Origin of the sequence: Rhodococcus sp. 06-1460-1B (genome assembly GCF_002258475.1) — a bacterium.
GTDB classification, from domain to species: domain Bacteria; phylum Actinomycetota; class Actinomycetes; order Mycobacteriales; family Mycobacteriaceae; genus Rhodococcoides; species Rhodococcoides fascians.
The window spans coordinates 15,130-29,646 of the sequence record NZ_NOYS01000025.1 but is presented as its reverse complement, the minus strand read 5'-3'; the positions used below and the strand labels follow the sequence as shown (position 1 = coordinate 29,646).

Genomic DNA, 14,517 nt, shown 5'->3' with positions numbered 1-14,517 from the left:
GCGCTATTGTTTCCAACGGCTCGCACGAGAGTGTGACGCCGCAAGGTAATCCCCCATAGCTCAATTGGCAGAGCATTCGACTGTTAATCGAAGGGTTCCTGGTTCGAGTCCAGGTGGGGGAGCGCAGTCCCCGTCCGGCTTGTCCGGGCGGGGATTTTTGCTGTCCGGGGTCGCTCGCCCGTGACCGGATCGGTCGGCGAGAACGTACCGCACATGTGGTACCGAGAGTCCCGGACAGCTATCAGATCGTGACCGAATCTTCTGTATATCGATCGAATGAATCAGGTCGACGGATGCCAGTTTTGTCGGTGTCTCGCGACATACTGTTCGTGCGATCCGGGACGCTCGGAAGTGCTGGAAAAAAGACGGATCGGTCGGGTTCTAAGGGGCTTTGAAGTGAGTTTGAGTTACGCATCCACCGTTCCACGCCAGCTCGTGCATCGGCGCTCTCCGGCGGACGTGCTGTTGACCGACTACGAGACGGTCGACGGTATGCATCGTGCGGCGGTACAGCTGCCGACGTCGCATCGCATGTTCGTGCCGGTACGTCGCACCCACGATTCGTTGATGATCGCCGAGGCGCTACGGCAGGCAGTGAGCCTGTTCTGTCACGTCGAACACGACGTCCCGCTCGACCACGTGGTCTACATCGAGCACTTCCGGTTCGACATTCTCGACCTGCTGTCGGTCGACAACATCGACGATTCGCTTGTCGCCGAGTCGATCACGACCGACCGCACATTCGAGGACGAGTCGCTGGACAACCTGAAGCTGTCGGCTCGACTGCTCAACCGCGGTCAGGTCGTCGCCTCCGGAACGGCGTCCGTGCGTCCCATCGGACCGGACGTCTACTCCAAGGTCCGCAAGCCGACCATGGCCGACCCACACTTTCGGTACCTTCCCGCCGGAACCGAGGTGGTGGAACCGGCCGGTGTCGGCCGTCTCGACCCCTCCGATGTAGTACTGGCTCGTCATACCTCGGACGGGACGCTCGTGGTGGCTCCGGATCCGCGGAACCTGGCGATGTTCGATCATTCGGTGGAATATCTACCGGGCGTCACCATGCTCGAAGCCGCCCGTCAGGCGTTGCGTTTGGCCACCGGTTGCGTGGGACTGGACTTCACGTCCCTCGAGGTCAGGTTCTTGGGGTTCGCCGAATGGGCCAACCCGTGCACGGTCATCGTCGACAGCGACACGACCGACGGCATTCACCGCATTCAGTTCGAGCACGACGGGGTCGTGCTCTCGGCGATGTCCGTCACGGCGACACCCGAACCGTGGCTACCGCTCAGCGATCGTTCCAGTCGATGAGCGGTGCATCGGCGACCGCTCGTATCCGGGCCAGTCGCCGGCGAGGGGCAATCGACGGTAGCAACAGGTGCCACATCTCGGTCATCCGAAGCTGGAGGTCGGCGCGTCCGGTGAGCATCTCCGAGACGGTCTGAACTCCCGTGAACGATGCGACGATCATCCTGGCGAGTGCGTCCGTGTCCACGTCGTCGACGATGTCGCTTTCGGTCCGGGCGCGCTCGGTCAACTTCGCGATCATTCCGATCCAGTCGTCGAACGATTGCGCATTCGGATTCTGAGCCGTCGTCGATTCCAACGTCAACCGCATGCCGCCACGTGCGATGGGGTCGGTCTGCAGCTGACGCGCCAACTCCTTGGTGATCAGGATCAGGGCATCGATGGCCTTCGGTGTGCTCTCGATGATGGTGACGGTGGCAGCGGTGGCAAGAGCCATCTGTGCCTCGATCACGGCCTGCGCCAGATCTTCCTTCGACGAGAAGTGGAAGTACATCGCACCCTTGCTGACGCCGGCGTTGGCGATGATGGTGCTCAGACTGGCTGTGCCGTAGCCGAACTTGTCGAAGCTCGATGCGGCTCCCACGAGTACGGCCTGCCTGGTAGATTCTGCGCGCTCTTGCATCGGTAGACAATAGCTGGTACCCGCTTTCGCGGCACTCTCCGAGTCAAAAGACGGCAATTCACCGAAAATCGGTGTCGATGCCCAAGGGGCGAACCGTGCGGGCCTGCTCGATGCGGCCCACGAGATAGTCATCTATCCAGTCGAACGACGTCGAACCCAGCGGCAGTCGAAGAGGGGGCTCGTCCGACGAAATCGCTTCGATCACAGCGTCGACGCCGCGGCGTGGGTCGCCGGGCTGGGATCCGTGCGTCGATTCGAAGGCGACTCGCGCCGGCCCGATCAATTCGGCGTAATCGTCGAGTGGGTTGCCCCACTTCAATGATCGACCGCTCGCATCGGTGCGAAAAGGTCCGGGTTCTACGATTGTGACGCCGATACCCAGGTGGCGTACCTCTGCGGCCAGAGCTTCGGAGAAACCTTCGAGTGCAAACTTGGCTGCTGCATACGCTGTCCCGCCGGGGCCAGGGACCACGCCTATTACCGAGGACATCTGCACGATGTGACCGCTTTGCCGTGCCCGCATCGAGGGTAGAACGGCTCGAGTAACCGCGCAGGGACCGAAGAAGTTGACGTCGATGTTTTCTCGGAAGCGGTCTTCGTCGATCTCCTCGAACGCTCCCAGTAGACCGTAGCCGGCGTTGTTGACGAGAACGTCGATGCGTCCGAACCGATCGAGGGCCGCACCCACCGACGAATCTATCGACTGCTGGTCTGTGACATCGAGACGTGTCCGAAGCAGGCGATCGTTGGCGGGTTCGCGTATATCGGCAACTCTGCGGGCGGTGGCCACCACACGATCGCCGCCATCGAGTGCAGCGCGAACGAACTGTCGGCCGAACCCTGAGCTTGCTCCGGTGATCAACCACACTCTGTCGGTATCGATCGCGTTCATGTTGTCGTGCCCTTCGCATCGAGGTCGTGAGCCGCGATAACGGTAATGATGCGGGATGACGGTGAGCAACCGAATTGATGGCACGCTCATCACATGGTCAACAAGAGCGCGGGCATTCTGCTGTTTCGTGTGAACGCCGACGTGGCGGAGGTGCTGATCGCCCATCCCGGCGGCCCGTTCTGGGCGCGGAAGGACGACGGTGCCTGGTCGATAGTAAAGGGGGAGTTCACCGAAGCCGAAGACCCGTGGACCGCGGCTCAGCGTGAATTCCGAGAGGAAGTCGGCATCGAGGTGCCTGCGGGCAACCCCATCGAGCTCGGCACCGCCACACAGCGCGGCGGGAAGATCGTCACCGCGTTCGGGATCGAGTCCGACCTCGATGTCTCCACTGCGATGAGCAACACATTCGAGATCGAGTGGCCGCCGAAATCCGGAAAGATGCAATCGTTTCCCGAGGTAGACCGCATCGAGTGGTTTCCGGTGCCGCTGGCGAGGACAAAGCTGCTGACCGCGCAGCACCCATTTCTCGACGCAGTCGAGGCCTTTGTGGAGTCGCGCTAGTTTCGGCGGCGAATCCAGGGGTATCCGGCGGCCGGAAACGACGGCCGCGGATGCAGGGTGGGAAGTGGAACATGACACCGATGGAGACGACCGACGCCGACACGGCTCGCGTGGAAACGGCTCTGCTGGAAGGTCAGTGGGCAGGTCGAATCGTGGCCTCGGGGTTCGTGGCTCTGGCCACCGGCCTGTCCTGGATGTTCGCCGCGTCCGCAATGATCGGCTAGCAATACCAGACCGTTCGGTCGATACTGCTCAGCGACTACTACGAAGGGCAGTGCAGTGACCGACGGTATTGCGTCAGCGACCCCACCGGCGATCGAGGTACCCAAGCGCGCCTGGCAAGCCCTGGTGGTTCTGTTGCTCGGCATGTTCATGGCCCTGCTCGACACCACCATCGTCAACGTCGCATTGCCGACGATCAGCACGACGCTGGAGGCATCGGAATCCGTTCTGTCGTGGATCATCTCGGGCTACGCGCTCGCGTTCGGTCTCGCCCTGATTCCAGCGGGCAAGGTCGGGGATCGGATCGGGCACAAGTGGGTGTTCTTCACCGGTCTCGCTCTGTTCACGGTGGCCAGCTTTGCCTGCGGACTCGCTCAGGACGATCTGCAGTTGGTGGTTGCCCGAGTGGTTCAGGGTCTGGCAGGCGGAATGTTCGTGCCCGCTGTCACAGCGTTCATTCAACTGCTGTTTCCAGGCCCTGTGCGCGGCAAGGCATTTGCGATCATGGGTGCGGTCATCGGAGTGTCGACTGCGTTGGGGCCGATCGTCGGCGGGTTGATCATCCAGGCTTTCGGTGAGGAGAACGGCTGGCGGTTGGTCTTCTGGGTCAACCTGCCGATCGGCATCGTCGGTCTGATCGCGGCGGCGGTTCTGCTGCCGAAGAAGGATGAATCCGAGCCGACTGCAAGGCCGGGCATCGACTGGCTCGGGTTGGTGCTGATCTCCGCCGGCCTCATCGCGCTGCTCGTACCGCTGATCGAAGGCCAGGAGCTCGGGTGGCCGCTCTGGACCTACGTGACCATTGCTGCAGGCGTGGGCCTGATTGCAGTGTTCGGCTGGTGGGAGGTGATCCACAGCGGTCGTGGACACAATCCGCTCGTGCCGCCGCGACTGTTCACCCGACCGGCATTCACCGGCGGTGTGATTCTCGCGCTGGTGTACTTCGCAGCGTTCACCAGCATCTTCTTCACCATCTCGTTGTTGTGGCAGACCGGGCTCGGCAATACGGCCCTCTCGTCCGGGTTGGTCTCGATACCGTTCGCGATCGGCAGCATCATCGCGTCCTCGCAGAGCAACAAGCTCACGATCCGACTCGGCCGCACCGTACTGATCCTCGGCGCATCGCTGGTGTCGATCGGCTTGATCTGGCTGTGGATCATCTTGGCGACCAGTTCCGCCGACACCATCTCCCATTGGACTCTGCTGGTCCCGCTGTTCATCGCGGGCTTGGGCAACGGCGCGTTCATCGCTCCCAACGCGCAGTTCATCGTCGCAACCGTCGACCGCGACGACGCAGGGGCCGCGAGCGGCGTCATCTCGACGATGCAGCGCGTCGGCTCCGCAATCGGTATCGCAGTCATCGGTAGTGTGCTGTTCGGCTCACTCACCATCACCGGCCCCGATACCGTGGGATCCGGCTTCCTGCACGGTGCCGCAATGGCCATGGCCGTCAGTGCCGCGTTCAGCGTCGTTGCGTTGGCGTTGGTGTTCGCTCTACCGAAGAAGGTGCAGAGCGGTCACTGATCTCGGCTCGTTCAGCTCGACAGGCCCTTGCCGTGCCGCTGGACGACCGTCGATGCGAGATCGGCGATCTTGACGTTGAGATCCTGCGACGATTTGCGGAGCAGTGCGAACGCTTCTTCGTCGGATACTTTGTGCAACGCCATGATGAGGCCGATCGCCTTGCCGATCTCACGGTTGCTCTCGAGGCCGTCGCGCAAGGTCGATGCCTCTTGGCCGTTCAGCATCGCCCCGACCGTCACAGAAGTGAACGCAGTCAGGATGACGGCTTTGTCGGCGGTGTCGGCATCGAAGGCACCCGCGGTGTCGGTGAACAGGTTGAGAGCACCCACCTTCTGCTCGTCGACCTTGAGGCGGAACCCCATCGCTCCCCGGACCGGCGTGCGGTTCAGGACACCCCGAGCCATTGCGGGCCACTGGGTGGGGCTGCTGAAATCCGGCTCGAGTTGGACGGCCTCGGTGGTCAGCGCATCCAAGCACGGTCCCTGACCTGTGGCGCGTTCGATGTCGTCGACGACGCGTGCCACGTCATCCGAGGCCGCGACGGTGACGGCCTTTCCGTGGCGCAACAACATGAGACTCGCGTGATCGCAGTGAGGGACAACCATCGTCGCGGCGTTGCAGATAGCGGTGTAGACCTCTTCTGCGCTACTGCCGCGATACACGATGTCGGCCAGAGCGGCGAATACAGTTGCCGGGTCGGTCGACGGAGCGTCGAACTGTTCGTCGTCGGTCATTGCTTCTCCCGTCGTGTGGCGCATGCCGGGCAAACCGGTTGCGCAGCACATCAACCGTACCGCCCTGCGCCGGGGTCCCTGCACCAACGGGCTGGCAGTAGCCTCATGTCGTGAGCAATGCGCAGGAATCTACGGGATTCGAGTACGGCCACGACGGCCCGAAGTCCATCGTGGTGGGCGTCGACGGCTCGGATTCGTCCTGGCGGGCCGCCGCATACGCCGGAGGACTGGCCCGTAGGCAACAATCGCTTCTGGTGCTGGTCTACGTGCAGCCCATCGCCACCGCGTCGTGGGGCCAGGCGGGGATCTCGATGGTGGAAACGGGCCGACAGATCGCCGACGAACTCCTCGACTACATCAGAACCTCGGTGGCCCGCTTCGGGGAGCGAGAGCAGGTTCGCTGGGAATTCCGCACTGCGCAGGGTGATCCTTACAACGGACTCGTCGCGGTTGCCGATGGACTCCGCACCGACGCCGTCGTGGTGGGGGCCTCCGAACGCGCCGGGCACCGATTGGCGGGATCTGTGGCAGTGCGACTGGTCAAGGCGGGCCGCTGGCCGGTCACAGTGGTGCCATGAAGGCTCGAATTCCAACCAGTCCGCGGTTTTCCCTGTAAAAATAGGCAGTCACCTCGTCGGATGCGAGGCGCATGTGGTGCGGTTCTCGGATTCGGGGAGTTCCATGGCTGGTCTGTCGCGTCGTCAATTCGTCACTCGGGTGGGCACTCTCGCCGCGGCATGGGGAATCGCACCGCAGGTTCTGGGCCACGTCCTTGTCGCTCGGGCGCAGCCGGCGTCAGGAGAGACCGATGTCGGCGGAACGCTGGCGCAGACCATCCTGAGATCGTCGACCGGCCCCGGTCGGTACCGGGTGCTCGCTGCGGGGCCGGGGGAGCCCTACGTCCCTCGCCTCGACATCCTCGGGCGGGCACCCAGCGCGTCTCGGGTGCAGGCCAGACGCTCGTTGCTCTACTTGGGGCACCTGTCGGACATGCATGTCATCGATGCGCAATCGCCCGGCCGGATCGAGCCCATGATCGTCTCCGACCATGCCGCATGGGGCTCGGCCTTCCACCCGCAGGACCCGCTGACCGTGCACGTCACCGCCGCGATGGTGAAGGCATTTGCGGATGCGCGAATCAGTTCGGTCACCGGCGCTCCCATGGGAGCCGCGGTTGTCACCGGTGACAGCGCCGACATGCATTCTCATCTCGAACTTCGTTGGTACATAAACGTTCTCGACGGCGTCGCGGTCCGGCCTACGAGTGGCGCATCCGACGTCTTCGAGGGCGTGCAAGCGTGGCCCGAGGCGCAGTGGGCGTATCGGCCGGGCGATCCGTCGGGAGGGTCGTTCGGGGACTACGGATTTCCGACGCTTCCCGATCTGTTGACGCAGGCGATGTCGGGGACCGTCGAATCGGTGGGGCTACCCGTCCCGTGGTATTCCGTCTACGGCAATCACGACACGTTGTTGCTCGGCACGTTCGATCGCTCCTCTCAGCTGCATGCCCTCGCGGTCGGGGGACAGAAGGCGTACACACTCGAAGCGACGGCCACGTCGGCATTGGCCGGGTACGCATCGACGGGTAGTCCGCTGCAGAGGATGGTCGATGCGCTCGGGGTCGGATCCGGCGCCCGGCCCGGGTTTCGGGCAGTGTCGGCGGATCCGGCTCGGTATCTCTTCGAGCAGCGTGAGTTCATGCAAGAGCACTTCGAGACGACTCCCACCCCAGGGCCGATCGGGCACGGTTTCACCCAGCACAACCTCGACTCGGGTGAAACCTGGTGGGCGGCGGACCCGACTCCGAACGTTCGCACGTTCGGACTCGACACGTGCAACGCCGTCGCCGGCCCCGACGGGGCGGTGCCCGAGGACCAGTTCGACTGGCTCACTCAGCAATTGGAGAAGGCACAGGCCGAACGCAAGCTCGTCCTGATCTACACCCACCACAACAGCCTGACCCTGGAGAACCGTGCACAGCGGCCGGGACAGTCGGTGAAGCTGTACGGCGCAGACGAATTCATCGACCTGCTTCTGAAATATCCTGTGGTGATCGGTTGGCTCAACGGTCACACCCACCAGAATCAGATCTTGGCGCATTCGCGAGACGGACGAGGGTTCTGGGAGATCACCACCGCGTCGTGCATCGACTTTCCGCAGCAACAGCAGGTGGTGGAGATCGTCGACAACAGAGACAAGACACTGTCGCTGTTCACGACAGTGCTCGATCATGCGTCGCCGATCACGCCCGGGAACCGCGGCAGCTACCTGGACCTCGCTTCGCGTAGTCGTGAGTTGGCTGCGAACGACTGGGCCGAGAATCCGCTGATGCGACGAGGTTCGCGCCTCGACCGCAACACCGAACTCCTCCTGCCCGCGCCGTTCGACCTGAGCGCCATCACCGACGCTGCTCTGGAACAGCAACACCTCGACGAGCACGCCAGACTGATTGCGTACGAGACGAGGCAGGGACGATGAACGGTGTTCGTAGACATCTCATCTCGGTGGCGGCGGTGCTGGCCTGCGCGGGGTGCTCGCAGACCGCTGCGCTCGCGCCGGTCGGGGGAGCCGAACTCGGGAATCTCCGCTACGCGGTGAACGACGTTCTGTTCGAGCAAGGAATCGAGATCCTGGTTGCGCCCGTGTGCTCGGGCACCGGGGCGGACATCGAATGTGCCGGGACGACAACCGGTAACGAGGCGATCACCGGTACGGCCACGTCCGACGATGCCAGTACCGTCGAAGTGAAGGTCGGCGCAACCGTTCTCTACTCGGGTTCGGTGCAGGACGTACTCGACCGCAATTCGACGGTCGGTGCGCCGTGAAAGGGGTGCTGCTGCTCGCATCGGTGGCGATCGTCTCGGCTCTGATTCAGGCGCTGACCGTGGTGGGGGATCCGGCTCCGACGTCCTCCCTCGGATTCGCTGCGCTGGTCGTCATTTCCGCCGCAACGGTGATGTGTGCGCTGTGGTTCACCGCCTCGACGGCACTCGATGTGGTGGACGGCAACGTGTCGGGTGCACTGAGCCGGACGTGGCGACGACCGCGGGTACTGGCGTGGTGCGTGGTGCTGACCGGGGCGGCTGTTGCGCTCGCAATTCTCTTCCCCCTGCTCCCGGTTGTCGTCATAGTCATTGCGCTGCTGATACTTCCAGCGGCTGTCGACGGTCGCCGAAACCCTCTGCGCGCTGCACTACACACCGTGAAGCAATCCCCGTGGCGCTGTATCGCAGCGGCGGTCATCACGATCCTGGCCTACCTACTCGGCTGGGTGGTGGCACTCGTGCTGGGATTCTTCGTCACCGGCGTGGTGGCGGCATTCCTGACGTGGCTGTGGTTCGGGGCCACTGCTGCTGCACTGCTGGTGTATTGGTCGACTTTGTATCGCAAGGGGGTAGGGATTTGATCGGCGCTCGCGAAACGGCTCCAGTCAGCCGCGGGCGCGTCGACCGATCGCGGCGTCGGCCACGATCTGATCTATTCGACCTGCACGAGTGTCGTCTCGAACGGCGCTGACAATCCACCACAGCATCTGTTTACGGGCGCTGGGAGGGAAGTCGTCCCAGTTGTTACGAGCGTCTGGGTCACGGTCGAGTGCCGTCTTCAACTCGAGCGGTTCTTCGAGGTTCTCGACCGGATCGGAAATTGTCCACCACCCGTTCGACTGCGCGGCAGCAATGGCGTGGCGACCTGCGTCGGTCATGAGGCCGCGTTCTTCCATATCGGCTGCGCGTTCTCGGTTGAGTTTGGTCCGGGGGCTCTTGGGTCTGCGCGGTGTGAACAGCTGCAGGCCGCGGGCCTCGTCGAGAATGCTGCTGGTGGAGTCGATCCAACCGAAACAGATGGCTTCCTCGACAGCCGCGGGATAAGGGCAACGGGGTCGGTCGGTGCCGGTCCGCCATGAACAGAGCCAGACGCCTCGGGTCGAGCTGTGATTGTGCGACAACCAGGATCGCCACTGCGCCCGCGTTTCGGCATGGATGATCGGGTAGTCGAACTTCCACGTCGGGGGATGGGCTGACGCGGGCGTCGGCAATTCCGACGCAGTCATGCGTTCGCGCGATCGACTCGACCCGGTGTTGCCTCGCTCTGGTTCCACATCGCTTCAGTGTCCCCACAATCGAGGACATCCGCTGTCCGCGATGGCTCGCACAGTTCGACGGCCGGCTCGTGGTGGGGCGGGCGGGGCTCGAACCCGCGACCAATGGATTATGAGTCCACGGCTCTAACCGACTGAGCTACCGCCCCAATCCCGTACCAGGTACGAGCCAGCAGAATCGTACAGAATCACGCCGTCTGATGGTTCCATCGGGGGCGCTACTTGGCCCTCACCTGCACCGGAACGCCGTTGAGAATCGCGTTCGCCGATACCGCGTCGACTCGGGCGGGGTCGGTGATGTCATTGACGCTCGGTCCGGTGACAGTGGTGGCGACCGAGAGCTGCACGCCGGGGCGCTGGTGACCGAATCCGTGCGGCATGCTCACCACCCCGGGCATCATCTTTTCGGACGCCGCGACCTCGATGTCGACGGTACCGGCCGCGGAGGTGACCGACACCATAGAACCGTCCTCGATCCCGCGCTGGAGGAGATCGTTCGGGTGCGCTAGAAGCTGATGTCGCGCTTTGCCTTTGGTGAGCCGAGCGGTGTTGTGCATCCACGAGTTGTTGCTACGTAGATGTCGTCGACCGATCAGCAGGAGCTCGTCGTCCTTGGGAACCGCGCTCGAGTGCATCAGGTCCACCAGGGCAGGCAGTTCACCGACCACGACTTCCTGGATCAATTCAATGCGCTTGTCCTTGGTCTTCAGCTTCTGGGGAAAGCCCGGCCGCAGCGGACCGAGATCGATACCGTGCGGGTTGGCTCGAAGCTTCCTCAGCGACAACCCTTTTCGTCGGCTACGGAGCAGGATGTCGAGAGTGCGAGCAGGGGACAGGCGCAGACGGGCCTCGCCGATGACGCTCTTAGGCGTCAATCGTGCCTTCAGTCGATCGACGGTGGAGCCTGCCATGCGGTTCTTGTAGCGCAGTGACAAGTCGCGGAAGATCTCCCAATCATGCTTGGCGTCAGCCTGCTTGGGTAGAACTGCTGGCATGTACTTGGCAGTGTTGTGTACCGCGAAAGAATTGAAGATCAGATCGTAGTGATCGCGTTCGAGGGACATCGTCGGCGGCAGAATTACGTGTGCGTGCCGCGAGGTCTCGTTGATGTAGAAGTCGAACGACACCATGAAATCGAGTCCCGCGAACGCGTCGTTCAGGGTAGTACCGCCGGGCATCGACAGCACCGGATTGCCGGACAGGACGGCCATGGCACGAATCTGGTCCTTGCCCTCGGTGGTGATCTCGTCGACAAGCGTCGAACAGGGATACTCGCCGGCGAACTCGGGGAGATCGCGAACGCGGCTGCGCCACTTGTCGAAATGGCCACGACCGACGATGCCCTGCGAGATCAGATCGATCGCCGGATCGGTCACCATCGCACCGCCCGGTCGGTCGAGATTGCCCGTGATGATGTTGAGTACCTGGATCGCCCACTGGCACACCGTGCCGAACTGCTGCGTCGACACCCCCATCCTGCCGTACGCCACTGCAGACTTCGCCGCAGCGAAGTCCCGTGCGAGAGAAAAGATGTCGTCTGCCGACATGCCGACGATCGGTGCCACCGCCGTCGGCGTGAATTCGGCGACGAGATCGGCAAGTCGATCGGCACCATCGACGTAGTCGGCGACACGGACGGAGCCGTCGGCGACGATCGTGTGAATCATCGCCAGCAACAGCAGCGCGTCGCTGCCGGGACGAACGAAGAAGTGGGTGTCGGCAATATCCGCCGTTTCGGTCTTACGTGGATCGACCACTACCAGTCGGCCGCCCCGCTTACGGAGTGCGCGTGCTCTTTTGGCGAAGTCGGGCACCGTCATCATGCTGCCGTTGGAGGCCATCGGATTGCCGCCGAGGACGAGGAAGAAATCGGTTCGATCGATATCCGGAATGGGCAGCAAGAGCTGGTGGCCGTAGAGCAGATGGTCTACGAGCTGGTGCGGCAACTGATCCAAGGACGTCGCCGAGTACCGATTGCGGGTGCGCAGCAGCGACGTGAACGGAATGCCGTGGGTCATCGCACCCATCGAGTGCACGTTGGGATTGCCCTGATAAAGCCCGACAGCGTTGGATCCGTACTTCTTCCGCGTCGAGACGAGGCCATCGACGACGAGGTCGTACGCCTCCGCCCAGCCGATCTTCTCCCACTTCTCACCCACCCGCTTGACCGGCGTGGTGAGTCGATCGGTGTCGGCATGAAGGTCGATCAACGACAAAGCCTTGGGGCAGATGTGGCCCCGGGAGAGTGGGTCCTTCTCGTCGCCGCGGATCGAGACCACCGCGTTGTTCTCCACCGTGAATTCGAGACCACAGATCGCCTCGCACAGATTGCACGAGCCATACACAACCGACATCGCATTTCTCCCATTCCTGTCGTCCGAGACTAGCCCGGCAGGGGACCGATCCACGGGCATCGACAGACAATTAGGCTCTGGAGTCGTGACTACCCTCGATCTCACTGCCTCGTGGCCCGTCGACCATGTCGGTGCCGCCGTCGTCACCGACGCCGGAGTGCGGGAGGAGGTGGGGGACACCGCGCGCGTCTTCGAACTGGCGTCGGTCACCAAATTGCTCACCGCCTACGCGGTTCTGGTTGCGGTGGAGGAGGGCGCCGTCGAGCTCGATCAGCCCGCCGGGCCGGAGGGGTCGACCGTGCGGCATCTGCTGGCGCACGCATCGGGACTGGCGTTCGGCGAGCGAAAGGTGCAGGCTCCTGCCGGCACCAAGAGGATCTACTCGAGCGCCGGGTTCGAGGTCTTGGCCGAACTCATCGAAGCAGAGTCGGGAATTACCTTTCCCGACTACCTGGATGAGGCCGTCTGCGGACCGCTCGGGATGGTCGACACGTCGCTGCCCGGGTCGGCCGGTCACGGTGCCCGTTCGTCCGTTGCAGACCTGACCAAGTTCGCCGCCGAGCTGTTGGAACCGACTCTCCTCGCGTCGCAGACACTGTCTTCGGCCGTCGACGTGCAGTTTCCCGGCCTGAACGGAATCGTGCCCGGGTACGGATCGCACAAGCCCTGCGACTGGGGTCTGGGGTTCGAGCTGCGCGATGACAAGACCCCGCACTGGACTGGGAGTAACAACTCGAGGGCTACGTTCGGCCACTTCGGACAGGCCGGAACGTTCCTGTGGGTGGACCCGTCGGTGAGGATCGCGTGCGTGGTGCTGACCGATCGAAACTTCGGAGATTGGGCCAAACCGCTCTGGCCCGAGCTCTCCGACGCCGTCCTGGCCGGGTGAAACACCACCGTTCACAGATTGCACTGGCGCAACAGGGGCAACTCGGGGCACACTAGTACACACACGCGTTGAATCGCTGCAACCAGTTCGAGCATGTCGAGGTCGTTGGGGAAGACGTCCCTCGTCGAAGCTGGAGGTAGTGCAATGCGTGGATCGAACCAATTCGCAGATGCGACGTCGGGTGTTGTGTACATCCACTCGTCGCCCGCTGCGCTGTGCCCGCATGTCGAATGGGCGTTGTCCGACGCCCTCGATTGCCGTGCCAATTTGAAGTGGTCCGCGCAGCCGGCCTCCGACGGACAGCTGCGTGCCACCACTGACTGGATCGGGCCCGTGGGCACCGGGGCGAAGCTCGCCGGCATCCTGCGGTCCTGGCAGATGCTGCGCTACGAGGTGACCGAGGATGCCAGCGAAGGCGTCGACGGCGAACGGTTCTCGCACGTACCCGGCTTGGGTCTGTGGCGCGGATCGACGAGTGCCAACGGGGACGTGGTGCTCGGCGAGATGCGACTGCGCGCGCTGATGGAGAACAACCAAGGCAATCTCGCCGCCGCAGTGGAGCACGCGCTCGGCTCGGATTGGGATGCCGCACTCGAACCGTTCCGCACCGGAGGCGCAGGAGCAGAAGTGACCTGGCTCAGCCGCAACGTCGGCTAGCAGCGGTTGCCGGGGATTCGTCGCGGCGGTAGTTTCGCGTTCGTGCCTGGGGTAGGCATGTGGGAACGACCGTGGAGTGGTGAGTTCGATGTTGTCGACCGGAAAAGTGATTCGATTCGACGAGTTCAAGGGGTACGGATTCGTAGCGCCGGATGAGGGCGGCGAGGACGTGTTCATCCACGTCAACGATCTGGACTTCGACAAACGACTGTTGGCACCAGGAGTACGCGTCGAATACGTTGCCGTAGACGGTGACCGTGGTCTGAAGGCCACCGAGGTCCAGATCATCGACGGGCCGACGTCGACCGCTCTGGTTACTCGGCACAAACCCGACGTCCCATTTCACAACACCGCACCCGTCAGTGGTCACCAGCGCCACGACGACGCAGGCGCGGACGTCCTGTCCGAGGCGGACTTCACCACAGAGCTGACCGAACAACTACTGACGTCGAACGGCACGCTCACGGCTGCGCAGATACTCGACGTGCGATCGGCCGTCGTTCGACTGGCCCACGATCACCGATGGATCCAGGGCTGACCGACCTCGATTGGCCTCGTTTGCCCGTCCCTGGTGTGAATCAATGTGGCTTTCTTGCACATGGAGTGCCTGAAAGGCGCATTGATCCCAACCGGGGTGGGTTCCCAACCGGGGTGG

The 14,517-nt window shown here is 63.2% G+C and carries 16 protein-coding genes and 2 tRNA genes; 12 read left to right on the top strand and 6 right to left on the bottom strand.

What is annotated here, in order from left to right:
• Positions 1-49 precede the first annotated feature (49 nt).
• Positions 50-122, top strand: a tRNA-Asn gene (locus CH268_RS13330).
• Between the two features lie 274 nt (positions 123-396).
• On the top strand, positions 397-1,311 hold the full coding sequence (locus CH268_RS13325; RefSeq protein ID WP_048318625.1) for an AfsA-related hotdog domain-containing protein: 915 nt from the start codon (positions 397-399) through the stop codon (positions 1,309-1,311).
• Here CH268_RS13325 and CH268_RS13320 read toward each other — a convergent pair.
• Both CH268_RS13320 and CH268_RS13315 read right to left on the bottom strand, forming a co-directional pair.
• Positions 1,289-1,930 (bottom strand): ScbR family autoregulator-binding transcription factor, encoded by a 642-nt coding sequence (locus CH268_RS13320; RefSeq protein ID WP_094664585.1) that lies wholly within the window; start codon positions 1,928-1,930, stop codon positions 1,289-1,291. The two genes, CH268_RS13325 and CH268_RS13320, sit on opposite strands and share 23 nt — an antisense overlap.
• 58 nt (positions 1,931-1,988) lie before the next feature.
• Entirely contained in the window at positions 1,989-2,822 is an 834-nt protein-coding gene (locus CH268_RS13315; RefSeq protein WP_094664583.1) for an oxidoreductase, read from the bottom strand.
• 93 nt (positions 2,823-2,915) lie between these two features.
• Between CH268_RS13315 and CH268_RS13310 the strand changes: the two genes are divergently transcribed.
• The 3 genes from CH268_RS13310 to CH268_RS13305 all read left to right on the top strand — a co-directional run bounded on the left by CH268_RS13310 (position 2,916) and on the right by CH268_RS13305 (position 5,129).
• The gene (locus tag CH268_RS13310; RefSeq protein ID WP_094664581.1) at positions 2,916-3,383 is read left to right on the top strand and encodes an NUDIX domain-containing protein; all 468 of its coding nucleotides are present in this window, start codon (positions 2,916-2,918) and stop codon (positions 3,381-3,383) included.
• An 80-nt stretch (positions 3,384-3,463) separates the two neighbouring features.
• Positions 3,464-3,607 carry a hypothetical protein gene (locus CH268_RS27915; RefSeq protein WP_161631816.1) on the top strand — a complete coding sequence of 48 codons (144 nt, stop codon included), beginning with the start codon at positions 3,464-3,466 and terminating at the stop codon, positions 3,605-3,607.
• 55 nt (positions 3,608-3,662) lie between these two features.
• The gene (locus CH268_RS13305; RefSeq protein WP_027497475.1) at positions 3,663-5,129 is read left to right on the top strand and encodes an MFS transporter; all 1,467 of its coding nucleotides are present in this window, start codon (positions 3,663-3,665) and stop codon (positions 5,127-5,129) included.
• A gap of 11 nt (positions 5,130-5,140) precedes the next feature.
• Here the strand turns inward: CH268_RS13305 and CH268_RS13300 are convergent, their stop codons facing one another.
• Positions 5,141-5,863 carry a GAF and ANTAR domain-containing protein gene (locus CH268_RS13300; protein ID WP_027497474.1) on the bottom strand — a complete coding sequence of 241 codons (723 nt, stop codon included), beginning with the start codon at positions 5,861-5,863 and terminating at the stop codon, positions 5,141-5,143.
• Between the two features lie 110 nt (positions 5,864-5,973).
• Between CH268_RS13300 and CH268_RS13295 the strand changes: the two genes are divergently transcribed.
• From CH268_RS13295 to CH268_RS13280, 4 genes are all read left to right on the top strand, one after another.
• Positions 5,974-6,441, top strand: a complete 468-nt coding sequence (locus tag CH268_RS13295; protein ID WP_027497473.1) for a universal stress protein — start codon at positions 5,974-5,976, stop codon at positions 6,439-6,441.
• A 103-nt stretch (positions 6,442-6,544) separates the two neighbouring features.
• Complete coding sequence (locus CH268_RS13290) at positions 6,545-8,341, top strand: TIGR03767 family metallophosphoesterase (RefSeq protein WP_094664579.1); 1,797 nt, start codon at positions 6,545-6,547, stop codon at positions 8,339-8,341.
• Positions 8,338-8,688, top strand: coding sequence for a hypothetical protein (locus CH268_RS13285; RefSeq protein ID WP_094652540.1), 351 nt, complete (start codon positions 8,338-8,340; stop codon positions 8,686-8,688). The genes CH268_RS13290 and CH268_RS13285 overlap by 4 nt, the downstream gene beginning before the upstream one ends.
• Entirely contained in the window at positions 8,685-9,269 is a 585-nt protein-coding gene (locus CH268_RS13280) for an EI24 domain-containing protein (RefSeq protein WP_141215148.1), read from the top strand. The genes CH268_RS13285 and CH268_RS13280 overlap by 4 nt, the downstream gene beginning before the upstream one ends.
• Positions 9,270-9,293: 24 nt before the next feature.
• On the opposite strand, the gene CH268_RS13275 is transcribed toward CH268_RS13280, so the two are convergent.
• The 3 genes from CH268_RS13275 to CH268_RS13265 form a co-directional block, all read right to left on the bottom strand.
• The gene (locus CH268_RS13275; RefSeq protein ID WP_255182387.1) at positions 9,294-9,962 is read right to left on the bottom strand and encodes a YdeI/OmpD-associated family protein; all 669 of its coding nucleotides are present in this window, start codon (positions 9,960-9,962) and stop codon (positions 9,294-9,296) included.
• A 72-nt stretch (positions 9,963-10,034) separates the two neighbouring features.
• Positions 10,035-10,111: transfer RNA gene (locus CH268_RS13270), tRNA-Ile, on the bottom strand.
• A gap of 69 nt (positions 10,112-10,180) precedes the next feature.
• A complete protein-coding gene (locus CH268_RS13265) occupies positions 10,181-12,316 on the bottom strand; it encodes a molybdopterin-dependent oxidoreductase (RefSeq protein ID WP_094664575.1) in 2,136 nt (711 codons plus the stop codon).
• 85 nt (positions 12,317-12,401) lie between these two features.
• On the opposite strand from CH268_RS13265, the gene CH268_RS13260 reads away from it, so the two are divergent.
• From CH268_RS13260 to CH268_RS13250, 3 genes are all read left to right on the top strand, one after another.
• A complete protein-coding gene (locus tag CH268_RS13260; protein ID WP_094664573.1) occupies positions 12,402-13,205 on the top strand; it encodes a serine hydrolase domain-containing protein in 804 nt (267 codons plus the stop codon).
• Positions 13,206-13,349: 144 nt separating this feature from the next.
• Positions 13,350-13,862: a DUF3145 domain-containing protein gene (locus tag CH268_RS13255; RefSeq protein ID WP_032368158.1), complete on the top strand. Its 513-nt coding sequence runs from the start codon at positions 13,350-13,352 to the stop codon at positions 13,860-13,862.
• An 88-nt stretch (positions 13,863-13,950) separates the two neighbouring features.
• Complete coding sequence (locus tag CH268_RS13250; protein ID WP_032368157.1) at positions 13,951-14,400, top strand: cold-shock protein; 450 nt, start codon at positions 13,951-13,953, stop codon at positions 14,398-14,400.
• The last annotated feature ends 117 nt before the right edge of the window (positions 14,401-14,517 follow it).